This window comes from Methylosinus sp. DMC45, assembly GCF_056313885.1.
This window is the reverse complement of sequence record NZ_JBQUZK010000054.1, coordinates 74,431-91,615: the sequence shown is the minus strand read 5'-3', so window position 1 is coordinate 91,615 and position 17,185 is coordinate 74,431. Positions and strand designations below refer to the sequence as shown.

14 protein-coding genes and 1 pseudogene are annotated in these 17,185 nt (G+C 63.7%); 5 read left to right on the top strand and 10 right to left on the bottom strand.

From position 1 onward, the window contains the following. Positions 1–38: 38 nt before the first annotated feature. The 4 genes and pseudogenes from ACT53T_RS18600 to ACT53T_RS18585 form a co-directional block, all read right to left on the bottom strand. A complete protein-coding gene (locus ACT53T_RS18600; protein ID WP_476162359.1) occupies positions 39–1,400 on the bottom strand; it encodes an MFS transporter in 1,362 nt (453 codons plus the stop codon). A 78-nt stretch (positions 1,401–1,478) separates the two neighbouring features. Next, positions 1,479–2,360 (bottom strand): SAM-dependent methyltransferase, encoded by an 882-nt coding sequence (locus ACT53T_RS18595; protein WP_476162358.1) that lies wholly within the window; start codon positions 2,358–2,360, stop codon positions 1,479–1,481. After that, positions 2,344–3,183 (bottom strand): glycine/sarcosine N-methyltransferase, encoded by an 840-nt coding sequence (locus tag ACT53T_RS18590; protein ID WP_472978045.1) that lies wholly within the window; start codon positions 3,181–3,183, stop codon positions 2,344–2,346. Before ACT53T_RS18590 ends, ACT53T_RS18595 begins: the two co-directional genes overlap by 17 nt. Positions 3,184–3,493: 310 nt before the next feature. Further along, positions 3,494–3,661 (bottom strand): annotated as a pseudogene (locus ACT53T_RS18585) (IS630 family transposase); the annotation flags it as partial. Between ACT53T_RS18585 and ACT53T_RS18580 the strand changes: the two are divergent. Beyond that, complete coding sequence (locus ACT53T_RS18580; RefSeq protein WP_476162373.1) at positions 3,600–3,848, top strand: hypothetical protein; 249 nt, start codon at positions 3,600–3,602, stop codon at positions 3,846–3,848. The pseudogene ACT53T_RS18585 and the gene ACT53T_RS18580 sit on opposite strands and share 62 nt — an antisense overlap. Here ACT53T_RS18580 and ACT53T_RS18575 read toward each other — a convergent pair. Next, on the bottom strand, positions 3,845–4,576 hold the full coding sequence (locus ACT53T_RS18575; protein ID WP_476162357.1) for an AraC family transcriptional regulator: 732 nt from the start codon (positions 4,574–4,576) through the stop codon (positions 3,845–3,847). The two genes, ACT53T_RS18580 and ACT53T_RS18575, sit on opposite strands and share 4 nt — an antisense overlap. Positions 4,577–4,950: 374 nt before the next feature. On the opposite strand from ACT53T_RS18575, the gene ACT53T_RS18570 reads away from it, so the two are divergent. Further along, positions 4,951–7,200 (top strand): hypothetical protein, encoded by a 2,250-nt coding sequence (locus ACT53T_RS18570; RefSeq protein ID WP_476162356.1) that lies wholly within the window; start codon positions 4,951–4,953, stop codon positions 7,198–7,200. A 71-nt stretch (positions 7,201–7,271) separates the two neighbouring features. Here ACT53T_RS18570 and ACT53T_RS18565 read toward each other — a convergent pair whose 3' ends face one another. After that, positions 7,272–7,622 carry a hypothetical protein gene (locus ACT53T_RS18565; RefSeq protein WP_476162355.1) on the bottom strand — a complete coding sequence of 117 codons (351 nt, stop codon included), beginning with the start codon at positions 7,620–7,622 and terminating at the stop codon, positions 7,272–7,274. Positions 7,623–8,004: 382 nt separating this feature from the next. On the opposite strand from ACT53T_RS18565, the gene ACT53T_RS18560 reads away from it, so the two are divergent. Then, positions 8,005–8,259, top strand: a complete 255-nt coding sequence (locus tag ACT53T_RS18560) for a hypothetical protein (RefSeq protein WP_476162354.1) — start codon at positions 8,005–8,007, stop codon at positions 8,257–8,259. Between the two features lie 37 nt (positions 8,260–8,296). On the opposite strand, the gene ACT53T_RS18555 is transcribed toward ACT53T_RS18560, so the two are convergent. After that, entirely contained in the window at positions 8,297–10,333 is a 2,037-nt protein-coding gene (locus ACT53T_RS18555; RefSeq protein WP_476162353.1) for a hypothetical protein, read from the bottom strand. Positions 10,334–11,402: 1,069 nt separating this feature from the next. On the opposite strand from ACT53T_RS18555, the gene ACT53T_RS18550 reads away from it, so the two are divergent. Both ACT53T_RS18550 and ACT53T_RS18545 read left to right on the top strand, forming a co-directional pair. After that, positions 11,403–12,122 (top strand): response regulator transcription factor, encoded by a 720-nt coding sequence (locus ACT53T_RS18550; protein ID WP_476162352.1) that lies wholly within the window; start codon positions 11,403–11,405, stop codon positions 12,120–12,122. Beyond that, the gene (locus ACT53T_RS18545; protein ID WP_476162351.1) at positions 12,119–13,471 is read left to right on the top strand and encodes an ATP-binding protein; all 1,353 of its coding nucleotides are present in this window, start codon (positions 12,119–12,121) and stop codon (positions 13,469–13,471) included. Before ACT53T_RS18550 ends, ACT53T_RS18545 begins: the two co-directional genes overlap by 4 nt. A gap of 46 nt (positions 13,472–13,517) precedes the next feature. Here the strand turns inward: ACT53T_RS18545 and ACT53T_RS18540 are convergent, their stop codons facing one another. From ACT53T_RS18540 to ACT53T_RS18530, 3 genes are read right to left on the bottom strand one after another with little or no spacing between them, the layout of a single operon-like run. Next, positions 13,518–14,615 (bottom strand): GHMP family kinase ATP-binding protein, encoded by a 1,098-nt coding sequence (locus ACT53T_RS18540; RefSeq protein WP_476162350.1) that lies wholly within the window; start codon positions 14,613–14,615, stop codon positions 13,518–13,520. Next, the gene (locus ACT53T_RS18535; protein WP_476162349.1) at positions 14,612–15,877 is read right to left on the bottom strand and encodes a glycosyltransferase family 4 protein; all 1,266 of its coding nucleotides are present in this window, start codon (positions 15,875–15,877) and stop codon (positions 14,612–14,614) included. The genes ACT53T_RS18540 and ACT53T_RS18535 overlap by 4 nt, the downstream gene beginning before the upstream one ends. Next, positions 15,874–17,154, bottom strand: coding sequence for a glycosyltransferase (locus ACT53T_RS18530; RefSeq protein ID WP_476162369.1), 1,281 nt, complete (start codon positions 17,152–17,154; stop codon positions 15,874–15,876). Before ACT53T_RS18530 ends, ACT53T_RS18535 begins: the two co-directional genes overlap by 4 nt. Positions 17,155–17,185 lie beyond the last annotated feature (31 nt).

Here is a 17,185-nt window from a genome sequence, read left to right as displayed (position 1 = left end):
CACCAAGCTCGATTGGCGCACATCGGCCGCCACGAAACTCAAAGGGACGCACTTTGATCGAGACCAAAGTTCGTGGTTTCAGGCGCCCACCGCCAGCTCACCACAAACCCGACGAAGGTGATGAAAGCTGCGATCGACATTGTTGCGCCTATTCCGAGAGTGTCGAGCGAAATCGGCGCCAAATAAGTTCCCGCCGCTGCGCCGATCCGGCTCAAAGACGAAGCCAACCCGATCGCTGTGCCTCGGATCTCCGTAGGGAACAATTCGTTCGGGTAAACCCACGTGAGCACCTGTGCGCCGCCAATGAATAGCGCATATGCCGAAAAGCAGGATAACGCGATGATCGGCGCGCTTCCCGTCGAAGTGCTCAGCAGCAAAAGCGCTATGCCCGACCATAGAAAGCTGTGGAGCATCAGCTTGCGTCGCCCCAGCCTGTTCACGATGGCCATCGCGACGAGGCACCCCGCCAAGAGAAGGGTCGTGATGAATGCCGACCCGATGTTCGTCATCGCTTCATCCAGCCCGAGAGACGCGAGGATCGTCGGGCCGAACGCATAGACGGCAAACAGCGGAATGATCGAGCAGGTCCAGAAAGCGGTCACGAAAAACAGGCGATCGCCATACCCAGAACGAAAAAGCGCCCATCCGTCGAGGCGTTCATGGCCAGAGCTCGACGAAATCGGCTTCGAATTCGCATTCGTCCCGTAAATTTGTCGGATCACCATCGTCGCCTCCGCGTGGCGGCCTTGTCGCGACAGCCAACGCGGCGACTCGGGCGTGCCGTGTCGCATGATGACGAAGGCAGTCGCCGGAAGAGCAGCGCTCGCCAGCATCCAGCGCCATCCATCGGGACCGAAATTGAGCAGCAGCTCTCCGACCACATAGGCGACCGCCGCGCCCGCGAACCAAATGGCGATCAAGCCGCCGAGCAAAGGGCCCCTGTAGCGCCTCGGGACGAACTCGGCCAATAGAGCTGTCGCGATAGGATAATCGGCGCCCACCGCGACGCCAATCAACAAACGCAGGATGAAAAGCGTGAATGCGGTTTGCGCCCAAAATTGCGCGACCGAACAAGCGATGATGAGGATCAGATCCAAAGTGTATAAAACTTGGCGGCCGAATTTGTCGGTCAGCCACCCGCCGAGACATCCTCCGAAGAAAATGCCGATCAAAGCGGACGCCCCTATCAGGCCCTGCCAGGACGTCGACAATCCCAATTCGGGAGTGGCTTGGACCATTGCTACGCCAATGATGCTCAATATATAGCCGTCCAGAAACGGGCCGCCTCCCGAATAAAAAGTCAGGCGCCAATGGAAGCGATTGAGCGGCGCATCTTCCGGGTCGACCCCTGTCGAGGCGGGATCGGTCGCAGCGTCTCCTGTGCGAAAAATTGCTTGCATAGTCCCGACGCTCCTGTCGTTTTCGCGCAATCCGATCTCCGCCTCGCAACAGACAGACGACGATGGCCATCAGCGCTTTCAGGAAATCGGATCGGCAGAGGCGGTCCGCGCTGCGCGCCGCTTCTGGAAGTGCAGAATTCCCCAATCGAGGTAACCGATCTCCGCCGCCTCGACCCAGTTCCGTAAGCCGACGAGCATGCGATCGACATACTCTCGCGACGCAACATCGATCATCTCTCGATAGCGCGCCTTCAGCTCTGCTTGCACGGCTCCGTAGTGGCTGAGAAGATGATGCGGCGACAACTGGATCGAGATTTCGGCTAACCCGTGCCGCATTGCTGTCGCTCGATAGAATTCGGCCGACGCGAGGGAGTCGAGATGGATGCGGTCATAGACCGCTCGCAGGGCATTCGGCGGAATGTCGTCTGCCTGCAGCGGATCTGTAAAAAGAAACTCGCCTCCGGGCTTTAGAACGCGAGAGACCTCGGCGATCACGCGTTCGCGGTCGGCGCTGTGCAAAATCGCATCCTGTGACCAGACGAGGTCGAAGCTGGCGTCTTCCGCTGGGATGTGTTCGAAGTCGCCGTGGCGAACGGAAATCAGATGGCCGACGCCTCTTTCGTGATTGGTCGCCCGGTTTCTCTCATTTTCCACCTCGCTGATATTCAGGCAGACGACGTGGCAGGCGAACCGCGTCGCGAGATAGCGCGCGGCGCCGCCGAATCCGGAACCGATATCGAGTACCGTATGCGTTTCATCGAGCGGCGTGACGATTCTATCCGCCATAGCGGCGACGGTCCTGCGGCTGGCGTCCGCGATCGTGTCGGTCGCGGATTCGTAGAGACCGATATGGATGTCCTCTCCTCCCCAGATGTGGAGATAGAATGCGTGGGCGTCTTTGCTGTCGTAGTAGGCTTCGACAGCTCGCGTGACTCTTTGCGCGTTACTCATCTGAGCCATCTCCGTTTCCGCGGGGAGCGTTTTTGGTCGCGACATGGATGAAGAAATCGGGGTCGTGCTCACCATATTGCTCCTGGAAGTCGCCGTAGGTGCGGACGCGCGCAAATCCCGCTTCCGATATGAGCCTGCGGACATAGTTCTTGCGAAGTGGGAACATGTTCAGATGGAATTCGCGCCCGTCGGGAAAGGCGTATCGGAACCGTGCGAGTTCGGCGTCGATATGTTCGGGCTCCGCCACAACGCGATCGCCGCAATAATAGTATTTATGCGTGCTGTCATAACCGACGTCGAGAATGGCGTCATAGTTGCGCTGATCGAGAATCAGCATGCCGTCGTATCTAAGAGCCGCGTAGAATTCCGCCAGCACGCGGCGACGGTCCATCTCGTCGAATAAATGGGTGAAGGAATTGCCGAGGCAGACGATGGCGTCGTATTTGCCCTGAATGGCCTTGTTCAGCCAGCGCCAATCGGCCTGAATCGTATTCAAAATCAAATTGTGGCGTTTCGCGTTTTCGAATGCCTTGATCAGCATATTCGCGCTGCCGTCGACGCTCGTCACGTCGAATCCCGCTCGTAAGAGCTGGACAGAGTGAAATCCCGTACCGGTAGAAACATCGAGGACTCGGCGCTTGCCTTCGGCCGCGAGCACTTGGATGAAGAAGCCGCCTTCGCTCTGCGCTCGCGCGTCCCAATCGATGAGCTCGTCCCATTTTTCGACGAAGGCCTCGATATATTCCTGCTCATAGTGGTCAGTGTCACGCACTGACAGCGGATTGTGACCGAAATTCTGTAACGCGGATTCCGTGACGGGTACGTGCGTCATAGTCGCTCTCCTTTCGGCGCCCGCCTCGGCGCATCGTGCAGCGATCGGGCATATTCAATCTCTCGAACGAATCGGGCGCTATCGCGTGTCGATAGGCAAAACGGCGCCATTGTGCGCGGAGTAATGGTCACGGTAAGGCTGAATATGGGCGACGACGTGTTCGCCGCACGAGGCTTCGAATAGCGAACTCGGCCGATTGTTGGAATTGCCACTCGAAGCGCTGGCGACGATTATCCTCGGAGGACAACGTGCATCGAAAAGCGCGACCGAGATTCTGTTAGTCCAAATTTCTGTAATCAAAGCCCATGGGTCAAACTCGGCACCCGATGGACGTGATGCGCCACAGCTGATCGATGAGCTTGTTCCTGGCGGCGCAACAATGATAGACGATATCCTCGTAGGATTTGAAAACTCGGTTGGACAACCAGCTCTCGCGCAGAAATTGCCAGACGTTTTCGGCCGCATTCAGCGATGCGCTCTATGGTCGTGACGTGAAAGACATTGTTGACGTACATGTACAGGCTGTATGCGCCGGCGCGTCTTTATCCTTTTGGCGCCAGTTCGACGGCAGCAATTCATCGCGCCGATCGCCCGATGCGCGCGAGGATGTCGGCGAGCCAGGCCTGCGGATCACCGATCAGAACCAGCCAGTCTTGGGTCGCTAGACCCGATATCGACCCGGTGAAACGCCGAACTGCCGGGTGAAGGCGGCGGGACTCTGATAGCCGCAATGCAGTGCAGTATCCGTGACGCTTACCCCGGCGGCAAGGCGCCCAATCGCATGAATCATCCGCGCTTTCTGTCGCCACTCTTCGAGCGTCAAGCCGGTTGCGTTCGGAAACAGCCGCAACGTGCGCAGACTGGCGCCGACCTCCATGGCCAGCGCCGCCAGATCTTGACTGTCGCCGGGAATTTGCCGCCAGCGTTCGGCAAGCCGCATAGCGCGGGCGTCGCGCGGCAGGGGCAACATCAGATCCTCATGCCGCGCAGCCAGCATCAGGTCGATCAGCAAGCCCGCGATCCGGTGGTGTTCGGGATGCTCGGGCGCCAGCATCCCGATCGTGAGGATATGCAGAATCAGCTTGCGAAGAAATGGAGCGACCTCCAACATACGAGGGGCTTCGGGCAACGGCGCGGCGCGCGGCGCATCGATATAGAGCGAGCGCATGGCGACTTCGCCCTGCACGGCGATGACGTGCTGAACGCCGGCCGGCAGCCAGATCGCGCGCGTCGGCGGAACGAGCCAAGCGGCGGCCTCCGTCATGACGCGCATCACGCCTGCGTTCGCAAAGACGAGCTGGCCCCAACGATGGCGGTGCGCGGCAAGCGTCATTCCAGCATGATAGGTCTCTGCCGGCGTGCGGATGTCGAAGCCGTCGCCGCCGGCGCTCAATCGAATACGCCAGGATCGTATTGCATCGCGCCGATGAGGTTGCCCCTTGTGTCCTGCCTCGCCATCGCTCGCTCGGCAACGGCTGGATTCATCCGCTCCTCGCCTCCCTGGAGTTGTCGCGCGTCGCCCCCGCGCATCGCTATCCGAGTATGTGACCGGCGGTCTTGCGCTCCGGCTGCTCATGGGCGATCCGCTGTCGGCCATCCTGCTCGTACATCGACGAGCAGGCGACGCCGCGCCCAGGACCATCCCGCGCTCGAAATGGGCGTGGAAACAGCGCCGAACGGCGCGGGCGCGCCGGTGCGTTCAAGCATTCCCGGCTCTATGCTAAGTCTGGCTTCGATGCAGATGCGGAGCGCGCGAGGGAGTCGGGCATGGCCGACGTCAATTCGATTCGACCGGACGCCGTCGTCGCGGCGGCGCCTGAGCCAGATGAAACAGCGCTCGTGACGGAAGAGCGGCAGAAGCCGCTGCGCCGCGCGCTCGCTCGCATCCGCGTGTTTTTCGCCGCTCCGCCGTCGATCGACATAGGCCGCGTCGCCGCCATCGTCGTCGTTCCAGTGTTCTGCTGGGTGTTCTTTACGACATCGAGCGGCATGATCGACATTATGCGCCGCGAGTCGAGCGACCTCGTCGGCGTCGTCGGCGCGATCATCGGCACATCGGCCATACTCGTCATGCTGGCCGCGACGAGCTGGTCGCTCGGCGCCGATCTCGGCGCGCTGATCGCGCGGCGGCAGATCTTCGGCGAGCGAATGCTCGTCAAGACGAGCGTCACGGCGATCGTCTATCTCTTCGTCTTCTCCATCTCGGCCTTCTTCTCCTTCACCTACTACTACACGAACATATTCCGGCTCTCGTCGAAGAAGATGGTGGCCGAGCTGCAGCCCATGGCGCTCGCCGCCGACGTGCTGCTGCCGGCCGCCGAGGCGGCGGCGGCCGATTACGACGCCGAGACGGCGCGCCTCAATGCGACGGCGGGCATGCGCGCCTATCAGGATTCGCTCGAGGCCGCGCTGCAGGCGGCCAACGACGCCACGGCGCGCCTGCGCGACGGGCTGGAGAAAGGTCGTGAGGAGCGCCTGCGCGCGGCCTCCGAGGTCGCCCGCAAGCGCGCCTTCGAGATCGAGGAGGCGCAGGCGGCAGCGCGGCAATTGGCGGAGACGCGCGAAAGGCTCGCCGCGCTCGAGCATGCCGCCGCCGACCTCGAGCCGATCATCCGCGCCAAGCAGGACGAGATCGTCGCGCTCACCTCGACGGCGCGCCAGGAGGACCAGCTCGCCGTCGACGCGTCGAAGGGCCTCGACGGGCTCGGCGCCGCCTGCGGCGCCAATTGCGAGTCGCATCGCGGCAAGGCCAATGCGGCGCGCAAGCGCATTCAGACGATACAGGACACGCTCGCGGCGCCGACCGGTCGTCGCGACGAGGCGATCCGGCGGCGCGACATGCTCGCGGCGCAGATCGTCACGCTGCGGCAGAAGGCGGAGAGCGCGCCCTCCGCGCACGCCGCCGCCGCTGTGACGGGGGAGGAGCCCGCCGATATCGCGAGCGCCGCGCGCCGCCTCGCCCTCGCGCGCGATCTCATTCGCGCCGATCCGAGCTGGGCGCGGATTCGTGAGGCCAAGCCGGCCTGCGAGGCGATCGTCGAGGCCATGCGGGCCGCAGGCGTCGAGCGTGGCGGCGTCGCCGCCGAATTCGATTGCGAGCCCGCGAGCGTCGAGACGCGCGACCGGCTCACGACGCGGGACGAGACGATCGCCGGCCGCGCCGCATTCGAGCGCAAATGCTCGCTCGACGGCGAGATTCGCGGCGAGATGAGCGCCATCGTCGCGCGCATCCGCAACGCGGCCGACGCCGACACGGCCTCCGCCGCCGGCGGCTTCGAGGACGCCAAGAAGATCGTCGACGATTGCATCGTGATGGCCAAGGCGGCCGGCCTCACGGAAGCGGAGGTGCGAAGCCATCTCGAGCGCAGCGACATCTTCCTGCGCACGCACAGCATGCAGCGCAATCGCTTCGAGCTGGCGCGCGAGGCCTTCGTCGGCCTCACGCCGGACGCGACCATGGCGATCGGCGTGGCCGTGGCGCAGGACGCCTTCATGTTCGTGATGAAGCTGCTGTCGGAAATCTTCAAGGCGCGCGAATCGCAGTCGCGCGCGCCGGCGCCGGCTCTGCCCGCGCTCGATGTCGCGGACAGCGACGGCGAGGCCGCGAGTTTGCGCCTGATGAAGGCGCTGCTGCGGCTCTCGCGGCCGCGCCCGGGCGGCCGCAGCGCCTTCGACGCGGCCGAGATCGCCGATCTGCCGATCGACGTGCGCAGCAATATCGTCGGCCTGCTGAACCGGCTGGTGCGGGAGGGAGTGGCGAGCCTCGACCGCAAGGGCGTCTACCTGCTCGATAATCGCACGCTGGCCGAGGTGGAGGCGAAGCTCTCGCTCGCGCTGAAGCGCGCGTCGCGCGGCTCCGTCGCGGCGGAGGTCGCCGCGCTCACCGCCGAGCTCGGCGCCGGGGACGGATCGGGGCGTGGCTACTGGCGCCGCCGGCGCAGCGCGCTCGACCGCTATCTGACGCTGCGCGCCGCCTCGTCCGTCGAGGCCGAGAGCGAGGAAGCGGCCGCCGAATAGACGCTTCGGCCCCGAGCGAGACGCTCGCCGCGCGTCTCCTTCGAGGCGTTTTGCGCGCCTCAAAAAGCGCATCAGGGCGAGGGGGGTGAATTTCGCATCGAAGGCGAACGTCCGGCGAGCGTCGATGCGTCGATCTGCGCGAAGGAGAACATGAAGGCGTTCTCGAGATCGAAGGCCGCGTAGAGAAACGGATCGGCGGTCAGAAAGGGCCGCCAGAATTCGTTTAAGCCGCGTCTTCCGTCCACGCCGGCGCGGCGGAAGCGCTGGTCGCCGCGAATGTGCGGATCGATGTTCGGGTTCTGAAAGCCCTTCACGAATCCATGGGCCGAGAACACGGTGAAGCGCACCGCCGCGCGGCCGGAGGCCTCCAGCGCGCAGGCCGTCGCTCCATGACGAGGCGCGTAGCGCGCCGCGCAGCACATGGAGCGCCACGGCGGGATCGCAGGCGTAGGTGAAGGCGCTGGGGCCGAGCCGGACGAAGAGCCGCTCATAGTGCGAGAAGGCGACGACGACGCGTTTGGCGCGGCAATCGGCGGCGAAGGCCAGCCGCTCGATGAGGCGGGCGAGATTGCCGACCCAGCCGCTGTCCTCGAAGCGCGTCATCGGCAGCACGAGGATGATGGCGTCCGCCTCCGCGAGCCTCTTGACGAAATCGTCTCGCAGCTCGCGCGAGGCCTCTTGTGGCGCCGTTTCGTCGGCGATGGAGGCGGTGCCCGCCGCGTCGATGATCCTGGCCAGAGCCGGCTTTCGCTCGGCGAGCGGCGGCGACGCTTCGCCGTTCAGCGTCATGCGGAAGAAATATTCGTGCAGGCGCGTCGCGTCGGTCGGCGCGCCGCCTTCGGCGAAATCGCGACGCAGCCGCTGATACTCGTCGGCGCCGGCATCGAGAATATCGAGCCGCGACGCTTCGGAATCGAGCCCGTGGAAAGCGGCGCGCGTGATGGACTGCGCCGCTGGCCGCAGTTCGGCCGGATAGCCATGGGCGTTTTGTACGATGCAGTCGGTGAAGGTCGCGAGCGCGGCGGATTTGCCGCCGCCGCGCGGTCCGACCAGGCATAATGTGAGCTTCTGCGTCATAGGCTCGCTTCTGACTGTTTCAGCCTCCCGGCCCCCTGGCGCCGCCGAAACGCAGGAAATTCCGCATTGTGGCGAGGATGCCGTCGGATTTCGGCGCCGCCGCGACGGCGCGCGGCTCCGTCTCGATCGGAGCCGCGCGCTCCATGTCGAGCCGGCGCCAATAGGCGTTGGCCTCGTCGACGACCACTGCGAGGCGTTGCGTCTCGGCCAATGGCGTCCATTCGCCGGCGCGGCGGCGAATGACATAGTCGCGCAGTCGGCGCGCCTCTTCGTCGAGCTGCAGATCGTCGCAATAGATCGCCGCTCGCTCCAACATCGCCTCGTCGCGCAGCAGCAAGGCGATCTCGTCGACGCGCTCCAGATCGCGCGCGTCGTCGAGCTCGATGCGCGTCTCCATGGCGTGAGCGGCGACCGCGGGATGAGCGAGCAACAACTCGAGAAGGCGGCTTTGCGCCGCCGCGCCGGCCGTCGCCGCCATCAGGCCGCTCGCGCGGCACAAAGCGAGGAAACGCGGCGGCAACGCCCGCGCGCCGCCGCAATAGGCGCGGAAGCCGGCTTCGTCGCCCGCCCGCGCGAGCCGCGGAGCGCGCACGCAGGCCTCCATCAGCGACGGATCGGCCCGATAGGCGTCATAGCCGCCGAGGCGCGAGACGGTCGCCCGCCCTTCCGCGTCGGCCTCGGCGCAGAGACGGGCGAAGGCCGCCATCGCGATCGGCTCGAGCATGTCCCATTGCCGCGCGGCATGGAGCCGGCCTGGATAGGCGGCCGCGGCGAGCGCGGCGTTCATGCCGGAGACGAAACCCTCGCGACGGCCCTCGGCGTTGGTCCTTCGCTCGGACGGCGCGCGGGCGAGGCCGGCGTCTTGCTCTCGATCCGCGGCGAGGCGCAGGATCTCGTCCAGGAGGCGGTCCTCCTCCGCCACCCGTCGCGGCCGCGGCCCGTCGCTCTCGACGCGGAACAGGCGCGCGAAGGCGGCGCCGCCGGGATCGTCTGGAACGACGCCGAGATCGCAGGCGTCGGCGGCGGCGCCGACGATTCCGATGTCGTCGCCGAGCGAGGCGCCGAAGAAGTGCAGATCGAGCACCAGGCCCCTTTCGCCCTCTTCCGCCCATCGCGTCGCCGACACGCCGTCGAAGGCGGCGCCGTCGCCGGCGGCGAGAATGCTCGCGAGATTGTGGACGACGATGCTCTGGTCGGATTCCACCGCCTCGGGACGCTCGTCCGCGGCGCCCACCGCGCGGCGAATGTCGGCGAAATCGAGCGGCTCTATTATGGGCTCGCCCGCGGCGCGCTGCTCGTGCGCCCATTCCCGCAAACGTCGTCGCTGATGCATTGCCAGCACGACGCTGGTGCGCGCGAGCAGCGAGACGTCGCGGTCGAAGGGGCCCGGACAGCGCAGGCGCAAGGCGGGGCAGGGCGCGCCGTTCTCGCGCAGCCAATTCTCCATTATGGCGAAAGGCGCCTTCAGCGCCGGCGCGCCGCGGACGGTCTGCTGCTCCAGCGCCTCGAGCACGATGCGGCTCTGTTGCGCGGGAAAGACGCGCTGCGCGGCCCAGAGCTGCAGCAGAGCGGCGACGCCGTCGCGCCGCCCGACGTGACGGCGCTCGCGGAGCGCCCAGACGAGCCGCGCGCCGGAGCGGGCGATCGGCCCGCGCGTCGCGCGCTCGACGTCGCCGCGCGCCGGCGCCGAGACGGCGCGGAAGGACGCCGGCTCGTCGCCCGCCGTCTCCGGCGCGTCGACGAGCAGCAGACGCATCTCGCCGCCGGCGAAGGGGGCGTCGGCGCCCCGCAGCGCAACGCGCAGCTCCGCGCCGTCCGGCGCGCGCAGGCTGACATGCGAATGATCTGGCGGCAGCTCGAGCACGCAATGACCGCCGCGAAGCCGCCGCGCGTCGAGCCGGTCGAGCAGCGTCGCGCCCGCGAATTCGGGATCGGGCGCCGAAAGAACGATTATATCTGGCCGCAGGGTCGGCGCGCCGCTCTCCTCGTCATCGCAAAAGAGAATGGCGAAGCCGCGTCGTCCATCCCAGAATGCGTCAAGTCGATCTCGCCACATGCGACCGCGCCCGTTTCTCGTGAGACCGGCCGCAAGATAGCGGCTAAAGCGCGAGGCGCAAATCACCGGTCGTGTCGCCGCTGTGTCGGACAAAAAAGCCGTTGTCGACGTCGCGACACTTTTCTAGGCTGCCCGCCGGGGCGGCGTCGCGTCCCGAATTTCGCGCCAGAGGGCAAAAATGATTGGTGTTCATATCGGTATGCGCGGCTTGGCCGCGCTCGGCCTCCTATGTCTTCTTTCTTCGAGCGGCATAGCCGACACGCCTTCCGGCGCCGCGAAAATCGTCATCCTGAAGTGCTCTGTGCCCGGCGAGACTATTCATCTGGAGGCGTGCGACAAGAGCGCCGGAGTGGAGACGAAATGTCCCGCGCTCCGAAGCTCCTGCGCCGAAGCCGTGGCGTTGTTCCAATCGGCGCCCGACAATCTGAGGCTCTTGTTCGTGTCCCCGGCAGCCGTCGGCGGATTTTGGTACACGCTTGGCGCAAAGAAATTCGATTAGCGCGTATTCGGCGCTCGTGCGACGACGCCGCGACGCTCCGGGGCGAACGCGCGCGTCGCCGGCGGCGCGCCAAGCCGCACGACGCTAGACGTCTCGGAAGTCATTCAATGGGCGCGAATTTTGCCGCCTCGTGCATCGCACGAGGAAGTGGCAATTCGCGCTGAGCAAGTTTAGAGCCGCTGCGCGCGAAATTTGGAGCGCGGCGCTGGCCGCCCGATCCTCACGAAATGTCCATCCCCTTTGCCCAGCCATTACCAATATTTTTGTGACGTCGTTCCAGAGGTCTTCTTTGGGCTTTTCCGGCATGCGTCCGACCCGATGCTTGGCCGACATCGAAGCGCCTTCTACATTGAAGCCGACGTGGCCTCTCCGCACGTCGCTGCGACTCCCGTCATCGGCGGCGTAAGAAGCCGGGCAGCCGCAGGTCTCAATTAAGCGAACGTCATTTTTATATCTTAACGCAATGTGTCATAATCGACACATGCTGGAGCATTGCCGTTCGATGAAATAGCGCCTATCCCGATGCGGCGGCTCCTCGAGGACGCATGGTTCCAGGAGTGCAATGAACCATTGAACAAAAGCCACATACTCATCGTCGAGGACGACCTCGACATACGCGATCTGCTGAAAGCGTTTCTCGAAGAGAAGGGCTTCGTCGCCTCGGTGTGCGACAGTGCGGAGCAAGCAAAACCAATTCTGTCGGGCGGCGATGTGGATCTCGTGCTCCTCGACGTCATGCTTCCCGGCATGGATGGATTTGAGCTCTGCCGTAGCCTGCGGTCGACGGAGGGGCCGCGCATCATTATGCTGACTGCGCTCAACGAGCCGGTGGACAAAGTCGTCGGCTTGGAGCTCGGGGCCGACGATTATGTCAGCAAGCCCTTCGATCTTCGCGAGCTGCTCGCACGAATTCGCGCCGTGCTCCGGCGACCTGCGCTGAGCGCCGCAGGGCCTCGCACTGTGGGCGCGGAATTCGTTCTGCGCTTTTCAGGCTTCGCTTTCTATCCGCAGCGGCGTTTTCTGCGCTCTCCCGCAGGACTGCGCGTGCCTCTGACCGGCGCCGAAGCCGATCTGCTGCTGGTTTTCTGCAAGAACGCGTCCCGCGTCCTCTCACGAGAAGAGCTGATCAATCTTTCGCGTGGCGAGGGTTTCGCCATAGCGCCGCGATCCGTCGATCTTCTTGTAAGTCGCCTGAGGCGCAAGCTAGCGCATGATGATTCGGTCGCCGAGGTCATCCGCACGATTCGCACGGACGGCTACGCCTTTCAGCCCGAGGTTTCGATCGAATGATGCGGCGCTTCTTCGCGACGACGCTCGGCCAAATCGCTTCCATCATCGCCTTGTCCTCGGCGACGACCATCCTTCTCTTTATCCTTCTGCTCTCGATCTTCGATCCGACGCCGCCGCCGCCGCCATGGCCATGGCCGACCGCTTATCGCATCGCCACATTCGTCGAGACGATGCGCAGCGCGCCGGACGAGGCGCGCGCCGCTATCGCCGCAGGCGCCCGACGAAGCGACTTCTCCATCGAGATGACGCAAACGCCGCGGCCCTGCGATAGCCTCGGCCAAGACGCGCAGAAGCTTCGATCGGCTCTGCAATCGAAATTCGGCGACGTCATGGGGACGTTCACGGTTCGATCCTGCGGCTCTGACGTTCCGGCGACAGATATTCAAGTTCTGCTGCCGTTGGAGGGGAGAATGCTCGAGGTTCTGGCCGGCGATCCGAAAGCCGACCAGTTTTTTAAATTGACCCTTCCGCTCATGAGCGCTCTCTCATTCCTCTGCGTGGCCGTGGCGGCAATGTCCGGCTGGGCGGTGTGGCGAGTGACCGGCCCCTTGCGTCGACTGGCGCACAAGGCGGACGCTTTCGGTCGCGACATCGTCATGGAGTCGATCGACGAAGAAGGGCCAATCGAGATAAGACGTGTGGCGCGGGCGTTCAATCTCATGCAGGAGCGCATCACGCGGTCGCTACGCGAACGCACGCGCGTGCTCGCGGCGGTGAGCCACGACCTCAGGACCCCGCTCACGCGCATGCGCCTGCAGCTTCAGGCGGGACAGGCGGAGAACGTCAGAGCCAAGCTTCTGCGTGACATCGATTTGATGCATTCGATGGTGACGTCCGCCGTCTCGTTTCTCAGCGGCGCCTTCCACGAGGAAGAAAAGGAATGGCTCGATCTGGGCGCGCTCCTTTCGACTCTATGCGACGAATTCGAAGAGACCGGAGCGAATATTCAATATGAAGGCCGCGAAGGAATTCCCTTCTTTTGTCGGCCGAATGCGATCCACCGCGCCGTGACCAATTTGATCGACAACGGCCTTCATTTCGGCGGCCGGGTCATTGTTTCCGCATCGATCGAGCGCGGCCGCGTCGTCATCGATGTCGCCGACGACGGCCCCGGCGTGCCCATGCATCGTATCGAGGATATCCTCCAACCTTTCGTGCGACTCGACGCCTCGCGCTCGTCCCGATCGGGAAGCGTGGGCCTCGGGCTCTCTATCGTCAAAGAAATTGTCGAAGCTCATCAAGGGCAGATCGAGCTGCGCCAACGCGAGCCGAATGGCCTCATCGCCCGAATCATCTTCCCATCCAGCGCCTTTGCGCGGCCAGCGGCAGACGCGCGCCTCGCGCGTTAGAAGCTCGAAAGCATGAAACGCCATTTGCCGCCGAGCTCGCCGCGCCTCAGGGGCGTGTCCAGACCTCCACTCCTTCTCCAGTCAGTCGCACTGGCGTCGCCTCGCCGCCCGCGACGTTCAGGGCGTGCATGACGGCCGTTTTGCTCTCGGGTTCCGTCATGAACATGAGAAAGCCGCCGCCGCCCGCTCCCGACACCTTGCAGGCGAAGGCGCCGGCCCCGAGCCCGACTTGCAAGAGCCGCTCGACACGATCATTGGAAATCGTCGCCGCCGTGCTCTTCTTGAAACGCCAAGACCGATTCAACATATCTCCGAAAGCGAACAAATCTCCGGCGAGCAACGCGGCCTTCATCTCGTAAGCCGCCGCCTTCATAGCCGTCATCGCTGCGATGACGTCCTCGTCATTCGAGTTCAACCGGTTGATCTGCGCTTGGATGATCGTATCCGATTCGCGAGACAGCCCGGTGAAGCAAATGACGAGCGCCGCTTCGAGCTCCAGCAGAATATTCCTGTGAACGCGGAGCGGATTGACGATCACACGATCTTGCTCGAAAAACTCGACGAAATTGACGCCGCCGAACGCCGCCGAATACTGATCTTGCTTGCCGCCCGCCAGTCGAAGCTGCCGACGCTCGATTTCGAAGGCCAGATGCGCCAGCTCATACAGTCCGAAAGGCGCTTCGGCATATTCCCGCATCGCTTCGCAAATGGCGACAACGAGGGCCGACGACGTTCCCAACCCCGATCCCGCGAGCGCATCCGTCGTCGTCACGATCGTGACGCCGCGAGATCGTGACAGGAAGCCGTCCTGCAGAAACCGATTATATACGCCTCGATGCAGCCGTAGCTTGCCGGAGCAATCGATCGGCTCCCCGAATGCGTGGGTCTCGACAACGCCTCTATCACGAGCGTCCAGCACCAGCTTCATATCGTCGCGCGCGCTCAAATAGCAATATGCGTAACGATCGATGGTGCAATTCAACACTGCGCCGCCGTGCAGGTCGCAAAAAGGCGAAAGGTCGGTGCCGCCGCCGCCAAAGCCCAGGCGCAAGGGCGCCCGGGAGCGAATCGTCGCGCCCGCTGCGAGACCGCCAACTCGCGTTCCGCGTGGAACGGCGTCCGCGCCGAGGCTGAACGGCTTCATGGCCGACGTCCGTTCTCTAGAAGCGATTCGACCAACGCCTCGAGGTTGCGGCGATAGACAGCTTGTGAAAAATGAGCGTCGAAATAGGCTCTCACGCCGCTCGTTCGCCGCTGCGCTTCCGTCCGACGGGGCTCGCGAGCTTTTCGATTCAGCGCGCGCGCGAACGACTCCGGATCATCGGCGATCGTCACGTCTCGTAGAGCCAACGCGTCGTCTTGCATGCCACGCAGCGCGGCGGATGTCGCAATCAACGGCAAGCCGCTCGCCATCGCCTCCAGCGTCTTGATCGAAAGGCCAAAGCCATTGACCATCGGAAGCAAGACGAGTCGCGCATTCTCATATACGCGCCGCACATCATCCACCCGCCCGACGAACCAGTCACGATAGCGCCTATATTCCTCCGGCGCCGCCGAGCGCACTCCAGTATCTATGTTGCCGACGATCTTGATATCGATGTCCGGGACCTTTGGCGCAACTTCCCGAAGGAACCACATGACGCTTTCGACATTGGCCGTGTTGTTGCTCGCCACGACGACTATGTCGTCGCCGCCTGGTCCGCGAGGCGCCTCCGGCCCCGCCGGATAGAGCAAAGCATGACGCTTCTCTGGCAAAAGTTCTGAAAATACCTCATGCTCCTCGATGTTCACATGCAAGAGCAGATCGGCGCCTCGCATGCTCTCGAGCTCGACCGCGAGCATCGCCTCGTAGCTCGCATGCGGGCGCAGCCACGGAATCTTCTGGTTCATGAGCATGAACTGGCGGGCTTGCAGATCATGGCTGTCTAGAAGGATCGGCGAGCCGCCTCTCGCGAGACGTTCGGCGACGGGCATCAGAAAGAAATGATTGCAGTGAACCATGTCGAATGACAGGCTGTCGAGCCTCTCCGAAAGCCGTGATCGCTCGGCGAGAGCCCTGCGAATAATCGCTTGATTGCCGTGCGCATAGGGCCAAACGGCGTTACGAAGAAAGCTCGGATGGAAAAGAGCGCTCAACGGCGCTCCGGCGTAGAAGCGCGCGTCGCGATCGAGCTCGGGCGTCGATTCGATATATGATCGCCAGATCCAAGAACGTTCTGGAGTGAATCCGGGATCGGTGCTGACGGCGACCATCGACACATTCGCGCCCATCGCGCGATACGCCTCGACTTGACCGAGAATGGACTGATAGCTCCCACAAGAATGCCATGCAGGATGCACGATCGCCACCTCCTTGCCGAAAAGCGCCGAGGGGCTCATGCGGGGTCGGAAAGCTGGCTCGTTCATGCGGTCAACATCATTGCAGAGATCTCCGCGAGCGCGTCGACATAGACGTCGAAGCCGAATACCGTGTCGAAGAATTGCCGCGTGTCGCTCGCGCGGCTGTCCGTCGTCCTGACGCCATCCTCGATGCGGGCGTGAGCGGCGCGTAGGGCTGCCGCGAAGCTCGGGGCGTCCGTTGCTACCGTGACATTGCGAAGCCTTTGCACGCCGGCGTCCAGGCCGCGAAACGCGAGCGGCGTCGCGATCAAGGGAGCGCCGCTAGATAGCGCTTCCGCCGTTCTGATCGAAAGCCCGTATCCCTCCAATGTCGGGAGCAGCACGCAGCCGGCTTGCTCGTATGCCGACTCGATCTGCGGGACACGCCCTCGGAATAGATGCCGATGAGCGTCGAAAAGTGACTTGTCGCGCTTTCTCACCGCTTCGTCGACGTCCCCGACGATGTCGATCGAAACGCCGGGCGCGAGAGGAAGCACCTCCTCCAGCAGCCATTTGATTCCGAGGTAGTTCGGGTAGTGCCCGCTGGCGACCGTCAAAATCCTGTCGCCTCCGCGCGACGGTCGCGCTGGCGGCACAGCCGGATATATGAGCGCATGGCGTTTTTTCGGAAGCAGTCGTTGGAAGGTCTCGTGCTCCTCACGATTGAGGTGCACGCAATAATCCGCCTTTTGCATCCACTCGAGCTCGATCGCGAGAAGATCCGGGAAACGGACATATGGAGGCACGAAGAAGCCGTCACGATTGCGCAATATGAATTGCGCCGCCTGGACGTCATGGGTTTCCAGGACCACGGGCGCTCGACGGTTTCGAAGCATGCGGCGCACCAAGGGGAGCGTGAAAAAGTGATTGGCGTGGACGAGATCGATCCTCTCGTCGCCGATCCCTTCCGGCAAAGGGGCGCGCTTGCAAAGCTCGATGAGCCACGACGCCTGATCGCCATGGATCAGCGGCCACCAACCGTTTTTGAGCAAGGAGAAGCTCGCCCAGCTGCGCGTCGGCGGGCCGGAAAAATAGCGCTTGTCGACAGGCAAATCGGCGCTCTCGGCGATGTACCGCGGCCATCGCTCTCCATACGGTGCGTCGGCCGTCGGCGCATCCATCACGGCAATCGACACGACGCGCGCCCCGAGCGCGCGATACGCCATGGCCTGGCTGACGATCACTCGATAAGAGCCGCACGAGGACCAAGCCGGATGAACGATAGCGACCGTTCTCCCATCGAGTCGACGGCGGTGGCTCGACGGACTGAAGCTGGGAGTTTTTATTCGCCCGAATTGCGACATGCCGTTCAAGAAGCCTTTCTCGCGACAGCGC